This window comes from Streptomyces sp. NPDC047014 (assembly GCF_040644195.1).
Taxonomy (GTDB): Bacteria; Actinomycetota; Actinomycetes; order Streptomycetales; family Streptomycetaceae; genus Streptomyces.
Genome location: NZ_JBEYVX010000054.1, coordinates 25,475 through 40,650 on the forward strand (window position 1 = coordinate 25,475; position 15,176 = coordinate 40,650).

The 15,176-nt window shown below is 69.9% G+C and carries 17 protein-coding genes; 5 read left to right on the forward strand and 12 right to left on the reverse strand.

The genetic code is table 11. The annotated features are described in order from the left end of the window. Positions 1 to 68 precede the first annotated feature (68 nt). Positions 69 to 3,185 (forward strand): Tn3 family transposase, encoded by a 3,117-nt coding sequence (locus ABZ873_RS24240; protein WP_360875647.1) that lies wholly within the window; start codon positions 69 to 71, stop codon positions 3,183 to 3,185. 409 nt (positions 3,186 to 3,594) lie between these two features. Here the strand turns inward: ABZ873_RS24240 and ABZ873_RS24245 are convergent, their stop codons facing one another. Beyond that, on the reverse strand, positions 3,595 to 3,732 hold the full coding sequence (locus ABZ873_RS24245) for a hypothetical protein (protein WP_360875649.1): 138 nt from the start codon (positions 3,730 to 3,732) through the stop codon (positions 3,595 to 3,597). Between the two features lie 221 nt (positions 3,733 to 3,953). Here ABZ873_RS24245 and ABZ873_RS24250 point away from each other — a divergent pair, with 221 nt between their 5' ends. Beyond that, a complete protein-coding gene (locus tag ABZ873_RS24250; RefSeq protein WP_360875651.1) occupies positions 3,954 to 4,541 on the forward strand; it encodes a hypothetical protein in 588 nt (195 codons plus the stop codon). A 66-nt stretch (positions 4,542 to 4,607) separates the two neighbouring features. Continuing rightward, entirely contained in the window at positions 4,608 to 4,892 is a 285-nt protein-coding gene (locus ABZ873_RS24255; protein WP_360875653.1) for a hypothetical protein, read from the forward strand. A gap of 89 nt (positions 4,893 to 4,981) precedes the next feature. On the opposite strand, the gene ABZ873_RS24260 is transcribed toward ABZ873_RS24255, so the two are convergent. Further along, entirely contained in the window at positions 4,982 to 5,200 is a 219-nt protein-coding gene (locus ABZ873_RS24260; RefSeq protein WP_360875655.1) for a hypothetical protein, read from the reverse strand. A gap of 232 nt (positions 5,201 to 5,432) precedes the next feature. On the opposite strand from ABZ873_RS24260, the gene ABZ873_RS24265 reads away from it, so the two are divergent. Further along, the gene (locus ABZ873_RS24265) at positions 5,433 to 5,810 is read left to right on the forward strand and encodes a DUF6233 domain-containing protein (RefSeq protein WP_360875657.1); all 378 of its coding nucleotides are present in this window, start codon (positions 5,433 to 5,435) and stop codon (positions 5,808 to 5,810) included. Between the two features lie 68 nt (positions 5,811 to 5,878). Here ABZ873_RS24265 and ABZ873_RS24270 read toward each other — a convergent pair whose 3' ends face one another. The 9 genes from ABZ873_RS24270 to ABZ873_RS24310 all read right to left on the reverse strand — a co-directional run bounded on the left by ABZ873_RS24270 (position 5,879) and on the right by ABZ873_RS24310 (position 12,653). Then, positions 5,879 to 6,736: a hypothetical protein gene (locus ABZ873_RS24270; protein WP_360875659.1), complete on the reverse strand. Its 858-nt coding sequence runs from the start codon at positions 6,734 to 6,736 to the stop codon at positions 5,879 to 5,881. Further along, the gene (locus ABZ873_RS24275; protein WP_360875661.1) at positions 6,720 to 7,076 is read right to left on the reverse strand and encodes a hypothetical protein; all 357 of its coding nucleotides are present in this window, start codon (positions 7,074 to 7,076) and stop codon (positions 6,720 to 6,722) included. The genes ABZ873_RS24270 and ABZ873_RS24275 overlap by 17 nt, the downstream gene beginning before the upstream one ends. A gap of 68 nt (positions 7,077 to 7,144) precedes the next feature. Beyond that, the gene (locus ABZ873_RS24280; RefSeq protein ID WP_360875663.1) at positions 7,145 to 8,158 is read right to left on the reverse strand and encodes an NAD(P)H-dependent glycerol-3-phosphate dehydrogenase; all 1,014 of its coding nucleotides are present in this window, start codon (positions 8,156 to 8,158) and stop codon (positions 7,145 to 7,147) included. Continuing rightward, positions 8,155 to 9,021 carry a class I SAM-dependent methyltransferase gene (locus ABZ873_RS24285; RefSeq protein WP_360875665.1) on the reverse strand — a complete coding sequence of 289 codons (867 nt, stop codon included), beginning with the start codon at positions 9,019 to 9,021 and terminating at the stop codon, positions 8,155 to 8,157. The genes ABZ873_RS24280 and ABZ873_RS24285 overlap by 4 nt, the downstream gene beginning before the upstream one ends. Continuing rightward, positions 9,018 to 10,163, reverse strand: a complete 1,146-nt coding sequence (locus ABZ873_RS24290) for a YcaO-like family protein (protein ID WP_360875667.1) — start codon at positions 10,161 to 10,163, stop codon at positions 9,018 to 9,020. Before ABZ873_RS24290 ends, ABZ873_RS24285 begins: the two co-directional genes overlap by 4 nt. Then, positions 10,153 to 11,394: a TfuA-like protein gene (locus ABZ873_RS24295; protein WP_360875669.1), complete on the reverse strand. Its 1,242-nt coding sequence runs from the start codon at positions 11,392 to 11,394 to the stop codon at positions 10,153 to 10,155. Before ABZ873_RS24295 ends, ABZ873_RS24290 begins: the two co-directional genes overlap by 11 nt. Before the next feature lie 122 nt (positions 11,395 to 11,516). After that, on the reverse strand, positions 11,517 to 11,642 hold the full coding sequence (locus ABZ873_RS24300; protein ID WP_360875671.1) for a hypothetical protein: 126 nt from the start codon (positions 11,640 to 11,642) through the stop codon (positions 11,517 to 11,519). A gap of 122 nt (positions 11,643 to 11,764) precedes the next feature. Further along, entirely contained in the window at positions 11,765 to 12,028 is a 264-nt protein-coding gene (locus tag ABZ873_RS24305) for a hypothetical protein (RefSeq protein WP_360875673.1), read from the reverse strand. A gap of 22 nt (positions 12,029 to 12,050) precedes the next feature. Next, on the reverse strand, positions 12,051 to 12,653 hold the full coding sequence (locus ABZ873_RS24310) for a class I SAM-dependent methyltransferase (RefSeq protein ID WP_360875675.1): 603 nt from the start codon (positions 12,651 to 12,653) through the stop codon (positions 12,051 to 12,053). Positions 12,654 to 12,840: 187 nt separating this feature from the next. Between ABZ873_RS24310 and ABZ873_RS24315 the strand changes: the two genes are divergently transcribed. Then, positions 12,841 to 14,133 carry an XRE family transcriptional regulator gene (locus ABZ873_RS24315; RefSeq protein ID WP_360875677.1) on the forward strand — a complete coding sequence of 431 codons (1,293 nt, stop codon included), beginning with the start codon at positions 12,841 to 12,843 and terminating at the stop codon, positions 14,131 to 14,133. On the opposite strand, the gene ABZ873_RS24320 is transcribed toward ABZ873_RS24315, so the two are convergent. Continuing rightward, a complete protein-coding gene (locus ABZ873_RS24320; protein WP_360875678.1) occupies positions 14,130 to 14,879 on the reverse strand; it encodes an alpha/beta fold hydrolase in 750 nt (249 codons plus the stop codon). The two genes, ABZ873_RS24315 and ABZ873_RS24320, sit on opposite strands and share 4 nt — an antisense overlap. Positions 14,880 to 15,176 lie beyond the last annotated feature (297 nt).

The following is a 15,176-nucleotide window of genomic DNA, read 5'->3' on the forward strand; positions in this document are numbered from 1 at the left end:
GTTTGACCCGGCCGGATCGGGGGCCTGAGGCTGCCCTGCGTTGTAATCCGATCTTCGGAGGAGAGGCAGTGGAGTCCGCAGAGGTACAGCAGGAACAGAGCGTCGGATACCCGTCGTTCGTCGGCGGGATGTGGGAGAGGGAGTGGGGGCGTCTCCGTCTCGACGAGGAGGACCTCAAGCTGGTCGGGAAGAAGCGGGGGGCGCATAGCCGGCTCGGGTTCGGCGTGCTGGTGGCGGTGGTGCGGTTCCTCGGCCGCTTCGAGACCGACCTGGACAGAGTCCCCGAGGAGCTGGTCCTGCGTGTGGCCGAGCAGCTCGGCATGACAGAGGATCCGCTGGCCGCGATCAGGCTCTATGGGCAGAACCGCGAGCAGGTTCGAGTACATGCCCGAGAGATCGCGGAGGAGTACGGATGGACTTCGTACTCGGCTGGCAAGGCTTGGCTCGTCGAGCAGCTGGAAGCCCACCTGAAGATCACGACGGACGGCCCGACAGCTCTGATGGTCTTTGCGGTGGAGAGGCTGCGCAAGGAGCAGGTCCTCCTGCCCAGCTACACAACTCTGCGGGCAAAGGTGGTGAAGGTCCGTGACCAGGTCGATGAGAAGCTGTCGAAGACGCTGTGTGGGAAGTTGACCGCTGAGCAGATCAGGGTGATCGACGGACTGATGAAGGTCTCCGCCGGAAAGGGCATCAGCGGACTGGAGCAGCTGCGCCGCGGGGTCGCGGAACCGTCGTGGTCGGCGTTTGAGAAGGCGCTGTCTCGTGTGGACGCGATCATGGGTCTCGGGTTCGTCGATGTGGATGTCTCCGCTGTCCCCGATCGCAAGCTGGCGCAGCTGGCAACCCACGCCATGACCGAGCGGGTGTCCCGACTTGCAAACCAGAGCGGCAAGCGGGCCGCCGTTCTGGCAGCGATCAAGGACATGGAGAAGCACGCCCTGGACGACGCGATGGACATGCTCGACAAACTGATCACCCAGCAGTTCCTCAACCGCCCCAAACGGCTGGCCGACAACGACATCATCGCCGCCTACCCGACGTTCGCCCCGGCAGGCGCCTTGGTCGCGCAGGTCATGCTCGCCGTGCTGAACGCGGTGAAGGAACAGGTCGACCCCGAGACCGGAGAGATCACCGACCCTCACACCGACACGTACTCCATGCGGGCTCTCATCGAGGGGTTCGCCAGCCGGTACACCGTCGAGGCGGCGGCCGAGATCCTGGCCGCGAACACGCCCTCTCCCGGCTCCGACACCCACGCCGGTCGCCGCGCCAAGATGCTGGAGCGGTACCCGGCCCTGCGCTCCCTCATCCCGGTACTCGTCGACAGAGTGCCCTTCGGTGCCACCCCCGCGGGCCAGCCGGCGCTGACGGCACTGTGGTCCCTGCCCGACCTCCTCGACCGCGAGGACCTCCGGCTCGGCGACATCGACACCACGCTGCTGACCGGCTCATGGAAGGGTCTGGTGCAAAGTGACCCGGATCCGACTTCCGACACCGTGGACACGAAGGCGTACGCCTTCTGCGTGCTGGAGACCTTCCACCATCAGCTGTGCCAGCGGAACATTTTTGCCGTCGGCGCCTCGCGCTGGGGGGACCTACGCGCGGCTCTAATTTCTGGTGAGGCCTGGGAGGAAGCCCGCCCTGCCCTGCTCACCAGTCTCGGTCTGCCCGGGAGCCCCGAGCCGTACCTGGCAGAGGCCCGCAAGACCCTGCACGCAGAACTCACCGATGTCGCCTCGCGCGTGCCCGAGGGCTACAAGGTGCAGCTCGACGACGGCACCTTGGCCCTGCGCAAGACGCCGGGCGTGCCTGCGAGCCTGGCCAGGCTGTACCGGCAGGTGAACAAGATGCTCCCCCGCGTAGAACTGTCCCAGGTGGTGGTGGAGGTCCTCAGCCGAACCGGCGGTGCCAAGGCGTTCACCACCCTCAACGGCAGTCCCTCCCCGTTCACGGAGTTCGACCTCTCCCTCGCTGCCGTCATGGTCGGACTCGGCTCGAACCTGGGACTCCAAGCCGTCGCGGAGGAAGAACGGGAAGGGGTGCGGGAGACCTTGACCCTCGCCCGGCTCGACCTGGTCAACCGCACCTACTTCCGCCCCGAGACTATCGATGCCTTCAACACCCTGATGCTGGAGAAGCAGGCCGAGTATTCCGTTACCAGCCTGTGGAACGAGGGACGACGACTCGCCATCGTCGACGGCCTGCGCTTCGTCATCCCTCCCGGCTCCACCAACCTGCGCATCGCCCCGCGCGGCGAGACGGAGGTGACCTGGATGACCGTGATCACCGAGCGGGCCATCCAGCTCTCCGGCCGCCTGGTCAGCGGAAGCCCGAGCGCCGCCCTGGAAGCACTCGACACCCTCACCGCGCGCCGGCGCGGCCGAAACGACGAGCCCGAAACCAGCCCCGCCCCCGCAGCAGACGCCATCGTCGCCAAACCCGGAACGCACGAGGACCTCGTCTTCGGCCTCCTGACTCTCTCCGGCTACTCCTACCAGCCCACCCCGAAGCAGCTGACCTCCATCAAGCTGTGGCGCACCGAGGGATCGGCAGACTACGGCCCCCTGCAGGACGCGACGCGGCGACGCATCGACCTGGCCCGGATCACCGAACACTGGGACGAAATCCTGCGCGTCATCGGCTCCATCCGCCAAGGAGTCATCAGCGCACACACCGCCCTGCGTATCCTCACCCGCGACGGCCGGCCCACCCGACTCGGGATGGCGATCGCCGACGTCGGGCGGATCGCGAAATCACGCCACCTACTCCGCCTGTTCGACAACCCTGAGTTCCGTCGCCAGATCGAAGCCCAAAGTGCCCTGCATGAGGCCCGCCAGCGACTCGCCAAGCGCATCTGCCACGCCGTCGACGGTCCGTACCCGGAATACCTCCCCGGCCTGGAAGAACAACTCGGCGCCCTCGGCCTCGTCCTCAACGCCGTGGCCCTCTTCAACACGATCTACATCCAGATGATCGTCGACAAGCTCCGCGCCCAAGGCCACACCGTCCTGGACACCGATATCGCCCAGCTCTCCACGCTCCTGTTCGGCCACATCAACATGCACGGCCGATTCCACTTCGAGCTGGACACCGGAGCCACCCGCACGATTCCCGACCCCGAGCCAGAAACCTCCCCCACCTCCGAGCAAGCCCCCACCGACAGGCTCGACCCGAACCACGACTGAACGGCCAACCCCTCAACCCGAACTCTCCCGCCGAGGCCGGAACCTCCCCCGAGGTCCCGGCCTCATCCGTATGCACCCAGCCGGCTCCCGAGCTCGCGAACCTGACAGAACAGGCACTTCGGACCCCACCACCCGAGTCAACTTCGGTGATCGGGCTTTCAAAATTCCTTCGCCTGCCCCCACCAAGTCAAAGCGACACAGCTCCTGACCTGCAAGAACTCCCCTTAATCCACCTTTTAGAGATCTTGGTCTCCGATAGGTTAGGTCCGCCGCGACGTGATCGCCTCGACCTGATGCGTGCTCCGCCAGGGGCGACCGCGGCCACTAGCCACGCAGGCCGCGCTGCACGGGGCGTGCGGTGCTCTTCTCCGAGCGGCGGGCCGGCTCTCCTTGGCCTCGGCCATGACGGTCAGCGCCAGGTCGTCCAGAGCCGCAGGAGCAGGTCAAGGTCTCCGGCCAGCGCGTTCTGGAAGGCAACGGCGTAGATGCGTGCCCGGTACTCGTCGGGTCCGCCGGTGAGCGTCGCCGCGTACTGGGCGCCCAGCACCGCGCCAAGGCACGCGCCCCCTCCGGCCCTCGGTCGCGTACGGGTACCGGAAGCGTCTAATCCGCTAGGGTCTGAGGTGGCAGACCACGCCTGCCAGTACCTCAGCCGGATCAGCCCCCCACGCACCGGCCGCGGTCAAGGGTCACGGACTCGCGTGCAGTCGACGGATCCGTTGTGACCTTGCTGCGGCATGGGCGTGGGCGTGCCTGGTGAGGAAGATCGTGACGCAGGAAAAGAAGCGCAAGGCGGCTGCACGCGCGGTGCAGGAAGCAACCGGGTTGCGGTACACCGCCGCTCTGCGGCTGGAGGCCGCTTCCAGGCCGACTGATCGGCCGTCCTTCCCCTTGGGCACGCTGCTGGCGGAGTGCGCAACCAAGCCGGCGGCGGAAGTCGACTGGGGCGAGGACATCTTCACCGACTACGTGCCCGACCTCTTCGAGTCGGACATCGTCGGCGGCGCCATTCCCTTCACCTCCGTACTCGCGCTGGCTGGGGCCCTCTCCGCGTACGGGCCCAAGGATGAGCTGAGGGTCGAGTACCTGGATCCGCTGGACGAGGCTGTCGTTGCCAGCCGTCGCCGGCGGTTCCTCATCAGGATGCTGACCGGTGGGATCGAAGAGCTCTGCCGCAAGCCCGGCTGCCACGAGCGGCCGACCTTGGAGCGCATCATCGATTACTGCGAGTACCACGTCGCCCGATGCGACACGCAAGCCCTGGTCAGCATGGCCATCGATCTCGGCACAGATGACCGCGTGGACGTTGACGACGCCCTGGAGCGTCGGGGCGGCAGCCGGAAGCGGACGTGCTGATCCGGGCAGCCACCGCCCGGGGGGGCATTCAACGCGGTACGTGACGCGTTCGTGCACGCGGCCTACATGGACCCGTCGGACATCGACGACATGTTCATGGAGGAGACAGCCGCGATGGACATGCGCCACGCGATCGAGCGGGAGGAAATGCGGCTCCTGGCCGTCGCACGATCCGAGTACCGGAGCATCCGCAACTTTGCGAGCGCCTGTCGAGCGTGCGGGCAGGATCTGCGATGGCGCGGCTTCGACTTGCAGGTACCACCGGACTACTGCACCCCGGAATGCGCGCGGTCGGCACCCAAGACGGTCCAGACCCTCGACCCCTGGGAGATCGCGGAATGCCCGTTCTGAACCCGCGAAACGGGTAAGCCGCAGCTGGTGCGACGCTCGTTGGTGTAAATCGCCGCCCGGAGGAACCACCTACGTCGGACGGGCGGCGTTCACCGGGCATGAACGATGAGGGCCTGGTGACCATCGAAATCCGAGGGCGTGAGCCCGCTGCCCTGGCGGCGGCGGCGCGCAACTCTGATCTGTTCCGGTCCAGCGGCCCCTGCCGGCTCCGTCGAACCCCCGGCCAGCCGGACGTACAGGTTCTCGTCTTCGCGGATGTTCACCGAGGCCCTGGAGAGGGCGGATACGACGATGGTGACGCCTCGCATGTGAGCACCCCGGACTGGGATCCGGGGTGCTCACATGTATCCGCAGCAGCCCGCTCCTACGAGGATCGGTCACCGTCGGGCTGACGCCGCTGATCCGTCTCTCCTGCCTGATCAGCGCCCACCCGTACTGGGAGCAGCGCGCTTGGAGCACTGCGGGCCGAGTGGAGCTGCAGCAGGCGGCGGAGGCCGGCCTGGATGCGGTGCGGGAGCCAGTCCTGGGTGCGCGGTCGTCGTGAGCGAGCTGGAGGCCCGGCTGCAGCAGTGGCGTGCTGTGCGGGCCTGGCTCGGCTGGCAGCAGCGCCAGGCCGATCAGGCCATCCGCGACCTGGAGGCACAGCTGGCCGCCGCCTCCTCCCACCGGGCCGGACCTCGGCAGCCCGCGTCCCGTCAGCCCCCGCCGCCGTCCGTGGTGGCGGCTCGGCCGGAGTGGACAGTGACGTCGATACGGACCGCCCACCGCCCGAAGCCGCTGAACGTCCACATCGGCAGTTGCACCTTCGACGACTACGGGAAGGCGATCAGCCGTGATGAGGCCCGGCGGCTGATCACGGAAGGTGTGGAGCCGTGTCCGTTCTGCAGTCCCGAGAACGCGCTCGGCATGACCGGCTGACCCCCGGTTCAAAGCCTGAGGCGGCCAGGGCGCTGGTCGCCTTTCAGTGGTGCCGCTGTGGGGTGTTCTCAGGCTGTGAAGGCGAAGTAGGTGCCGGTGGTGAGGCCGGAGAAGGTGATGAGCTGCCGGGGCTTGAGGCAGGTGAAGGCGATGTGCATCGCGATGCCCGCGGCGGCGGCGTACGGCGTCGTCCTGGGGAAGAGCAGCGCGGCGGGTAGCGCGATTTCCGCTGCGATGACGGTGGTTGCCAGCAGTCGCCAGATGCGGATGTCGCGGTGGGTGAGGTTGCCCATGTGGCGGCGGACGAAGCCGGGGATTGCGTGCTCGTGCCGGTAGGGCAGCTGGTCTTTGACCTGGGTGTAGGTGTGGATCCATTGGGCGAGGTAGAGGCCGGTGCGGAACTGGCGCGAGCGTGTCTTCTGCCAGGCGGAGTTCCAGTAGATGTCGGTGGTGATCAGGACGAGGAGGCACTGCGCCCAGGTGTTGGCGGTGCTGGGGGCGTGCGCGATGTGCAGGCCGTGGCCGAGGTCTCCGGCGGCCAGGAGGGCGGCTCCGGTCAGCAGGGTGTAGTGGATCGAGTTGGGGCTCTTGAGGTAGAGCATTTCCATGGCGGCTCCGGCCAGGACCAGCAGGAGTGAGGCCCTCGGTGCGAGACCGGCGGCCAGGGTGACGGCGGCGGCTGTGCGGATGATCAGCATGGGCCGGTAGGCGCTGGCGAGGAGACGGGTCCGGGTGGGACCGAAGCGCTGCTCGGTCAGGTGGAGGCTCAGGGAGCCGGGGACGAGTCGGTCCCAGCCGCCTTGGCCGATGGAGAGGGCGAACCGCAGGGCGAGGACGGTGCCGAAGACGATGCGGAACTGCTGGAGATGTCCGGGGTTGGTGGGGCGCTGGAAGCCGGAGGCGAGAGCGTCAAAGAACCACGACACGGCTGTTGCTCACCTCCACCCGCTGCTCGCCCCATTCGGACAGGAGCCGGCCGTGCCCGTCGATCCGGTCGTACCGGCCGCTGCGGACGAGATGGTTGACGATCGCTACGAGCTGGGGCGGACCGAGGAGGAAGGAGCCAGGGGTCAGGTGGCTGTAGGCGCTGACCGGTTCGGTGCGGCCGTCCTTGGTTCCGGTGAGGGTGACGATGATGAAGTTGCCCCGGCAGAACATTTTCCAGCGCAGCAAGCGGCCGGGCAGGCGGGTGAATCCCGAGATCATCCACGCCACGAGGGCGACGGTGACGGCGATCTGGGCAGCGGACAGCACGGATCCGTGCATGGGGGAGCCTCCGGGTTGGGAGGGTGAAGGTGTTGGGGGGCCGGCCCTGCGGGCGGGGCGCCCGGGGGTCAGCGCTCGGGCTTGGCGGGCCGCTGCATCAGCGCGGCGGCGGCCTCGTCGAGCGTGATCTTCTCGTTCAGCAGGTCGGCCATGACGTCCGTGATCGGCATCTCGACGTCGTGGGCGCGGGCCATGGCGAGGATCGCCTCCGCGCTCTTGACGCCTTCGGTGGTCTGCCTGGTGGCGGCCGTCGCCTCCGCGACGCTCAGGCCGTGGCCGAGGTGGGTGCCGAAGGTGCGGTTGCGTGAGAGCGGGGAGGAACAGGTGGCGACCAGGTCGCCCACGCCGGCCAGGCCCGCGAGGGTAGCAGGCTCGGCGCCCATCGCCGTGGCCAGGCGGGTTGCCTCGGCCAGCCCGCGGGTGATGAGCAGCGAGGTCGAGTTGTCTCCGAGGCCCATGCCTGAGGCGATGCCGACCGCGAGGGCGATGACGTTCTTCACGGCGCCGCCGAGCTCGCAGCCGATGACGTCGGTGCTGGTGTAGGGCCGGAAGTACGGGGTGTGGCAGGCCGTTTGGAAGCGGCGGGCGGCGGTTTCGTCGGGGCAGGCGATGGTGGCGGCGGCGGGCTGGCCCGCCATGATCTCGGCTGCCAGGTTCGGGCCCGACAGGACCGCGACCCGCTCCACCGGTAGGCCGGTCACGTCGGTGATGACCTGGCTCGCCCGTAGACCGGTACCGGCCTCGATGCCCTTCATCAGCGACACGATCACCGTGTCGGGCCCGATGTGCGGCGCCCATGCGGCGAGGCTGGTCCGCAGGGACTGGGCGGGGATGGACAGCACGAGGAAGTCCGCGCCGTCCAGGGCGGCGGCCGGGTCGGTGGTGGCCTTCACAGCGAAGGGCAGCTCGATGTCCGGGAAGTAGCCGGGGTTGCGGTGCTCGGTGTTGATCGTGTCGGCGATCTCGCTGCGACGAGCGTGCACGATGACGTCGGTACCGGCGTCGGCCATGATCTTGGCGACGGCAGTGCCCCAGGACCCGGCGGAGAGCACCGCTGCGCGGAGGGAACGGTGCTGGCTCACTGCGGGATCTCCTCGTGGAACGGGGGCCGTCCGCCGAGAGGGCGGGGCGCGGTCATCGTATCGGCCGTACCGGATGCGGCGGGATCGTGTGCGGGGCGCCTTAGGGTCAGCAGGACGGCGCGGCGGCCGGGAAGCTTGGGCAGCACCTGGTGCGCCTCGCGGAGCATCCGTTCGGTCTGGACTTCGCCGAGTTCGCGTCGCAGGTCGTCGGCGTGGGCGATCCACAGCTTGTAGAGGCGGTCCCACATGGCCGGCTCGGCGGGGCGCTCGTCCACGTGCTCCACCATGAGCCCGGCCGCATGGGCCTGCTGGTGCCAGGTGGGGTCGGTGCCGCGCCTCGTCGAGCGGGTCAGGAGGAGTCGGCCGCCCGGGGCGAGGACCCGGCCGAGTTCGCGCACCGCGGCGGTCCGGTCGGTGGCGGTGCCGAGGGCGTCCACGCACACGATGCCATGGGCATGGCCGCCGGGCAGGCCGGTGTGCTCCAGCTCCGCTACACGGAAGGCGGCCCGGTCGGCGGAGCCGAGGAAGTGGGCGCGGCGGCCAGCGGCCTGCGCGACGGCGACCGGGGAGAGGTCGAAGCCTTCCAAGCGCAGGGCAAGGGCGCGGGCCAGCCACAGGCCGATACCTCCGCTCCCGCAGCCGGCGTCCACGAGGAGCTGGCCGGGCCGCATCCGCAGGCGCGCTGTCATCAGCCCGAGCAGGGGCCAGTCGCAGGAGCTGGAGGCCGCGGTCTCGGCCGGGTAGTCCTCCCCCATCGCCTTCGCGTAGAGGCGGGCGACGAGATCGGTATGGGCGCGGGCGGTGTGGAAGGCGTCGTACTGGGCGGAACACCCGCCAAGCACCGCCGGGGTGGTGGTGTTCATCGGGACATCGACCTCCTGATCCGGGAGCGGGTGCCGGGGCAGACGACCTTCACGGCGTGGACCGGGCTGTTCGTGTGGGAGAGGTCCAGGGCGACCGGTTCGTGCCCGGTGGCGTGGGCGATCTCCACGGCCAGGTCGGCGGCCTGGACGGCGAAGCCGCCGACGGCCGCGGCGGAGTGGCCGGTCGCGTCCGGCCACGGCACGAGCCCGGAAGTCCGTGCGGGGCGGAAGGCCGGGGTGCCGGTGCTGCTGGGGGCGCTGGTGAGGTCGTCGCGGGTCCCGGAGATCGCGGTCAGCCGGGACTGCGCGGCTTCCGTCAGCGCCCGGGTCAGGGCGATCTCCGGAACGCTGTGGCAGCCGCCGCCCGCGAAGACCACTGGGAGGTCTTCCGACCACAGGTAGGCCACGCACACCGGCAGCCCGTACGGGCCGTTGACCATCGCGATCTCCAGCGACATGCTCGCGGCCGCGAGCTTGTCGAGAACCTCAACGGCGTGTTGGTCCTGGACCGTACCGGGTGCGATGAAGGTGCGCCAGGATCCGCCGTCCGCCTCCTCGCGGTACAGCACGTCGCGCTCCACCACCTCGAACAGGGCGTGCAATAGCGCCTCGTCCCGCGTGTTCCCGCAGGCCAGGCCGGTGCTAGTGGCGCGCAGCAGGTCCGGGCTCCAATCGGACCTGCGGGCCCGGCATCGGACGAGGTCGGCCGGGAGCAGCTGTTCCTGTCCGCTCACCAGGCCCGTGCCCGATGTCCACTCCCACACCATCTGGCGCAGGGTGTGGTCCGGGTAGGGGACGGTCATCGGCAGCGCGGCCACAGGGCAGTGGGGGGCGACCTCGACAGACGGGCCTCGTGCCGCAATCGGCAGGGGCTGCTCAAGGTGCCACAGCTCGATGGCCTCCATGACCGCCGACAGCTTCGCCAGCAGCGGGGATGCGCCCTTGCCCTGGGAGGTGCTAAGGGTCAGGGAGGCGGGCCGGATCGCCGTCCAGACCGGTAGCCCGATGCAGTCAAGGCCGGTGAGGTCGGCGAGGCGGGTGATCCCGAACTCGGGCAGCAGCCCGGCCACCGCCGCCCACGTCTGCTCGGGCGTCCGGGCGCGCACGGTGCCCGGCAGCGCCACCAGCTCGTCAACACGCATGACGGGCCTCCATCCTCTCGCTGCTCTCTTCCAGAAAGCCCGGGACGATCCGCTTGGCCGCCTCGACCGCGCGGGCACCGCAGCCGAGGCCGCGCGCGGATGCCTCCGCGTCGAAGTCCGCTCGTGGGCACTGCCACACCCGCAGCAGGATCTGGCGGGTGAGGTGGTCGCGCACCGCGTCGGTGGAGAAGCCGGGCCGGCTGCGGTGCATCCGCCCGAGGGCAGCGGCGTACCGGGCGACCGCCTTGCGGTCCTGGCCGCTCTCGCCTTCCAGCAGCAGGGCCACGCTCGCTTCGTCCCGCAGATCGAGCGGCGGGTGAAAGACCTGATGGGCGGGCACGTCCCCGCCCGTGAGCTGGGCCAGGCGCACGGCGAGCGGCAAACTGGGCCCGTCGGCCGAGTTCAGGGAGCGGTGCTCAAGATAGGCCGTCCACCTCGTACGGAAGTGCGGGTCGAAGACCTGCTGGTAGACCAGGCGGTCTTCCGTGGCCAGCTCCAGCCCGTCGACGGCGGTACGGGTGAAGGCGTTGGACCAACGCCGGAAGTACGTCGTCTCCCAGAGCGCCGGAGCAGGCCGGGTCTCGGCCGGCTGCGCCCACCCGATCAGCGCGATGTGTAACGCGGTGAGGGCGTCGGCGCGTTTGAGGTCGCCGAAGTGCCGGTTCTGGTCGAGGCGTCCGGCCAGCCAGGCGGCGAAGTCTGTCTCGCCCAGGCGGCGGCACACGGCCCACACCGCGGCCGTGGTGCGCTGCGGGTAGTAGACCGCGCGCAACGCCTCCAGGAGCTGAGTGGCCCGCTCTTCGTCGAGTACGTGGGCGGCCTGGGCCAGGTGCAGGACCTGCCGGAGGTTGACGACGGGCCAGGTCAGCGCGCCCCACTGCCCGTCGGGGGCTTGCCCGACCGCCACCTCGTCGTCGCCATCGATCTCTCCGCGCACGTAGGAGGTGTAGATGGTGCCGACGCCGAGCATCCCGAACGGCGCGAGCTCGGCCGCCCGCAGCGCGCCGATGCTCGCCGCGCCCATCACGGAGATACCCCGGCCCATGGCGGCCAGGATCTCCTTGTGCCGCAAGGCCAGCGCCTGGTGGTAGACGCCGTCGATGAGAACCACCGTGTCGCCGCTGCGCAGGGCGCTGTCGAACAGGTCGCCGTGCCGGACCGGCGGCCGTACCCGCACGCCGGGCACGGCGAGCTGCGGCTCGGTCTTCGCGAGCGTCGGCCCGACGAACACGTGAATCACCTTGGGACCTCCAGACGGCAAGGGTGTGAAAGGTGAGGGCAGGCGCCCCTCCCCCGGCCCCGTGGGGAGACAGACAGGGGAGGGACGCCCGGCTCAGGGTGTTCGAGGGGCGGCTACTCCTCGTCGAAGACGTCCTGGGCGACTACCACGGCTTCGGCGACCTCTTCCATCGCCTCGGCCGGCGTCGCGGGACTGGCGGCTGCGGACTTGGACTGCTCCACGGTTTTCTCCTTCTTCATGTGTTGCGGTTGCGGACGGTACGGACGACCAACCGTCCGCACCGGTGCTGGAGCGGGCCTTGGGGCTGGTCGCCTGCGGGTCCACTCGCCCGCCCCGGAACGGGGCGGGGGTCTGGGGGTTTTCAGCCCTGGGTGAGGGTGACGTGGTCGGCGACGATCCACTCCACTCCGCCGCCCTCGGGGCGCAGGAAGATCGCGCACGGGTTGATGCTGTGGGTGGCGGGATCCTCCCACTCGCCGATGAACTGGACGACGCCTCGACGTCCGCCGTCTTCGACGGCCACCGCGCCCTCGCGGAGCCAGCGAGGGAGCTGACGGTCGGCCATGGCGCGGCGGGTGGCCGCCGATCGGAGAGGTCGGAGGTTCTTCGAGGCGGGACTGTTCATGCTGTGTCCTTGGTCCGGTGGCTCAGCGGGGGGACGTGCGGAGCACGAGATGGGCGCGGGCGCCTTCGTCCATGCGCTGCCGGCCGGCCCAGCCGTCCATATAGGCAGGCAGGTTCTCGGGTATCGCCCAGCCTTGGAGTTCGCCGGGGAACGGCCTCGCCAGCACTTGGAGGTAGAGAGATCCTCCGGGGCGAAGCCACCGATCGCGGACCTGGCGCAGCAGCCGTTCGGGGTCGCACAGGTAGCGCGTGGTCATGCGGGCGACCACGAGGTCCACTCCGTCGACGGGGAGCCCGGGGGGCGGGCCCGTCTCGGCGTCGTGGGCCGCGTACGACAGGCCGGTCCCCTGCCCACGGACCCGGGCGAGGCGCAGGTTGTGGGGCGAGAGGTCGAGTCCGGTCACGTGGTAGCCGTGCGCGTGGTGGAGCCAGTGCGCGAAGCGTCCGGTCCCGCAGCCGACTTCGACCGCCGTACGGCCGGCTCGCCCGGTGACCGCGTGCTCGGCGACGAACCACTGCTCTGCGGCGGTGATCGGGCCGTGCGCCGCGATCATGTTCAGGTCCCAGGGACCGGGAGTGCTGCGGATGGTGCCCGGCTCAGGCGGCGGGTAGGCGGGACGACTCATGGCGTGGTCCTTGGGGTGGCTGTCGCACGGGAGTGGGTGGGCCGTACTGAGGACCGTAGGTTCGCCCGCGGGAAGCAACGAGGACGTATCACAGGACATTTGACGGGAGTAACGTCAGGGTTCTCACTCTGGGTGGCCGCGATCTCACGGCCGCCGTACTCCGCGAGGTCCGCGACCGGGGGTAGGCATGTCCCGACCGGGAAACAGCAAGTTCGCCGATGCTCGTCGGCTCTTGGGCTGGCACAGCCAGAGCGATGTCGCCGACGCCTACGAGGCCCACTCGGCGCTGCTCGGGGAACCCACGACTATCACCGTGCGACAAGTCCGCCGGTGGGAGTTGGCTGACCCCGGTTGGCCCAAGCGGAAGATGACCCGGCGCGTCCTGGAGTCGATGTTCGGGGTGCCGCTCGCCGAGCTCGGCTTCATTCCTCCCGCCGTGGGGAAGGACTGCGTCGACCAGGAGGAGGAGTCCATGCGCCGACGTTCCTTCCTCGGTGGCTTCGTCGTGGGCGCGGCGCCGCTCCTGGGCCCCACCGGCCAGGGCCGGCTCGCCGCCGCTCTCGCCAACGCCCGCCGCTACAGCGACCACGCCCTGGTCGGCCATCTGCGCTCCGCGCTGGACGAAGCCGCGCGCAGCGACGGACGCACCGGACCGCGCCAGGCGCTGCCCACCGCGCTGGAGCTTCTCGCCGTCATCGACGAACTCGCTCGGGACACCCGCTCGTCCGTCCGCCGCGAGCTGCTCATGGTCGGCGCCCGCGCCGCCGAGTTCACCGCGTTCCTGCACCGCGACGCCGGAGCGCCGCCCCAGGTCACCCTGTACTTCCACGACCGGGCCATCGAGTGGGCCAGCATCACGGGCGACGGTCCGATGCACGCCTACGTGCTGCTCCGCAAAGCCCAGGCCGCCGATCGCAGCGATGCGGCCCGCATGCTCGACCTCGCCCACGCCGCCGCCCAAGGACCCTGGAGGCTCCCCCCGCGCGCCCGCGCCGAAGCCCTCCAGCAAGAAGCCCGCGCACTCGCGCTCACCGGCGCCCCGCCCCACTCCGTCGCCCGCACCCTCGACCAGGCCCACGATGCCCTCGCCGCCGCGGCCCCGGCCGAGCCGGCGACCTGCACCGGCCCGCTGTGCGCCGGGTACCGCGAGAACCGGCTGATGGCCCAGAGCGCGATCTGCCACCGCGAAGCCGGACAGCCCCAACAAGCAGTCACCCTGCTCCGCCAGCACCTGGCCGAGGGCGCGTTCGCCACGCGCGATCGGGCCTTCTTCACCGCCCACCTCGCCGGGGCCCTGGCCGCCGCCGGACAGCCCGATGACGCCGCTGCCACCGGGCTGTCCGCACTCCAGCTCGCCGCGGTCCCCGGCTTCGGCCAGGCGCTCGGCGAACTACGGCGCACCGCCGGGGACCTCCGCCCTCACTCACGGCGGCCCGCCGTACGTGAGCTGCGCCGGGCCCTGACCGCCCTGCCGGTCTAACCGGCGAGGAAGCCGCAGACCCTCTCGATCACAGCGGCCTGCCACACCTGGGTCTGCGGATCTGCGTACTGCGGATCCTCATGCACGGCGAAGCCGTGCTGCGCTCCGTCCAGCTCCATCAGCTCGGCCGGCCCTCCGAACACCGGGAGGTAGCGGCGGGAGGACTCCACCGGCACGAACGTGTCCTTCGTCCCATGCACGAGCAGGGTTGGCACCCGGACTTGGCGCAGGTAGACGTCCGGGTCGAGGTAGAACACCTCGTTGTGCAGGGCCCGGCCCAGCTCCCACGGTGACTTCTCCGTGTATCCGCGCTCGTCCAGGTCTCGGGCGGCGGACGCGGTGATGTAGTCGGCGTCGAAGTACGGGCGGCTGGTGACGTACCGCTCCCGGTAGTCCAGACGCGGATTGAGCAGCACCAGACGGTCGACGTCCTGCGGCCGGTAGGCCGCGTGGAGCGCGGCGGCCCCGCCGGAGAACGAGGCCGCGATCACGTGCACCGGCCGGTCCACGCCCGCCTCGGTGCGCAGGTGATCGCTCGCGGCCCGGATGTCGTTGGCGACTCCCGCGATCGTCACCTCCTCGGCCCGGCCACCGCTCGCGCCGTGCGCACGCAGGTCGAACCGAAGGCATTGCACGCCCTCGCGGGCGAGCCCGGCGGCGAGCCGGGTGAAGAACCCGCCCTCCTGCCGGGTCACCCCGGCACCGTGCACGAGGACAGCCACACCCACCGCCGTGCGCTCGGGCACCGTCAGCGTCCCCGTTAGCGCAGTGCCGTCCAACGATCCGAACGCGACGTCCAACTCAGAGGTCATGGACAGATCGTAGAGAACACGCTTACCGGGGACGAGGGTGCCGAAGGATCCGCAGTTGCCCGCGATCGAGCCGCTGCCTAGGTCCTGTCCGGCGGATCATTGCCCGCGGCAGGTGAGCCCGGGCAGTGATCCACCGGACGCGACGGGAAACGGGCGTCACGCCATGGAGAACTTGGCGACGTACTCGTCGAAGGGTTCGATGCCGACTTCCGCACGGAGTTCGTCCATGCG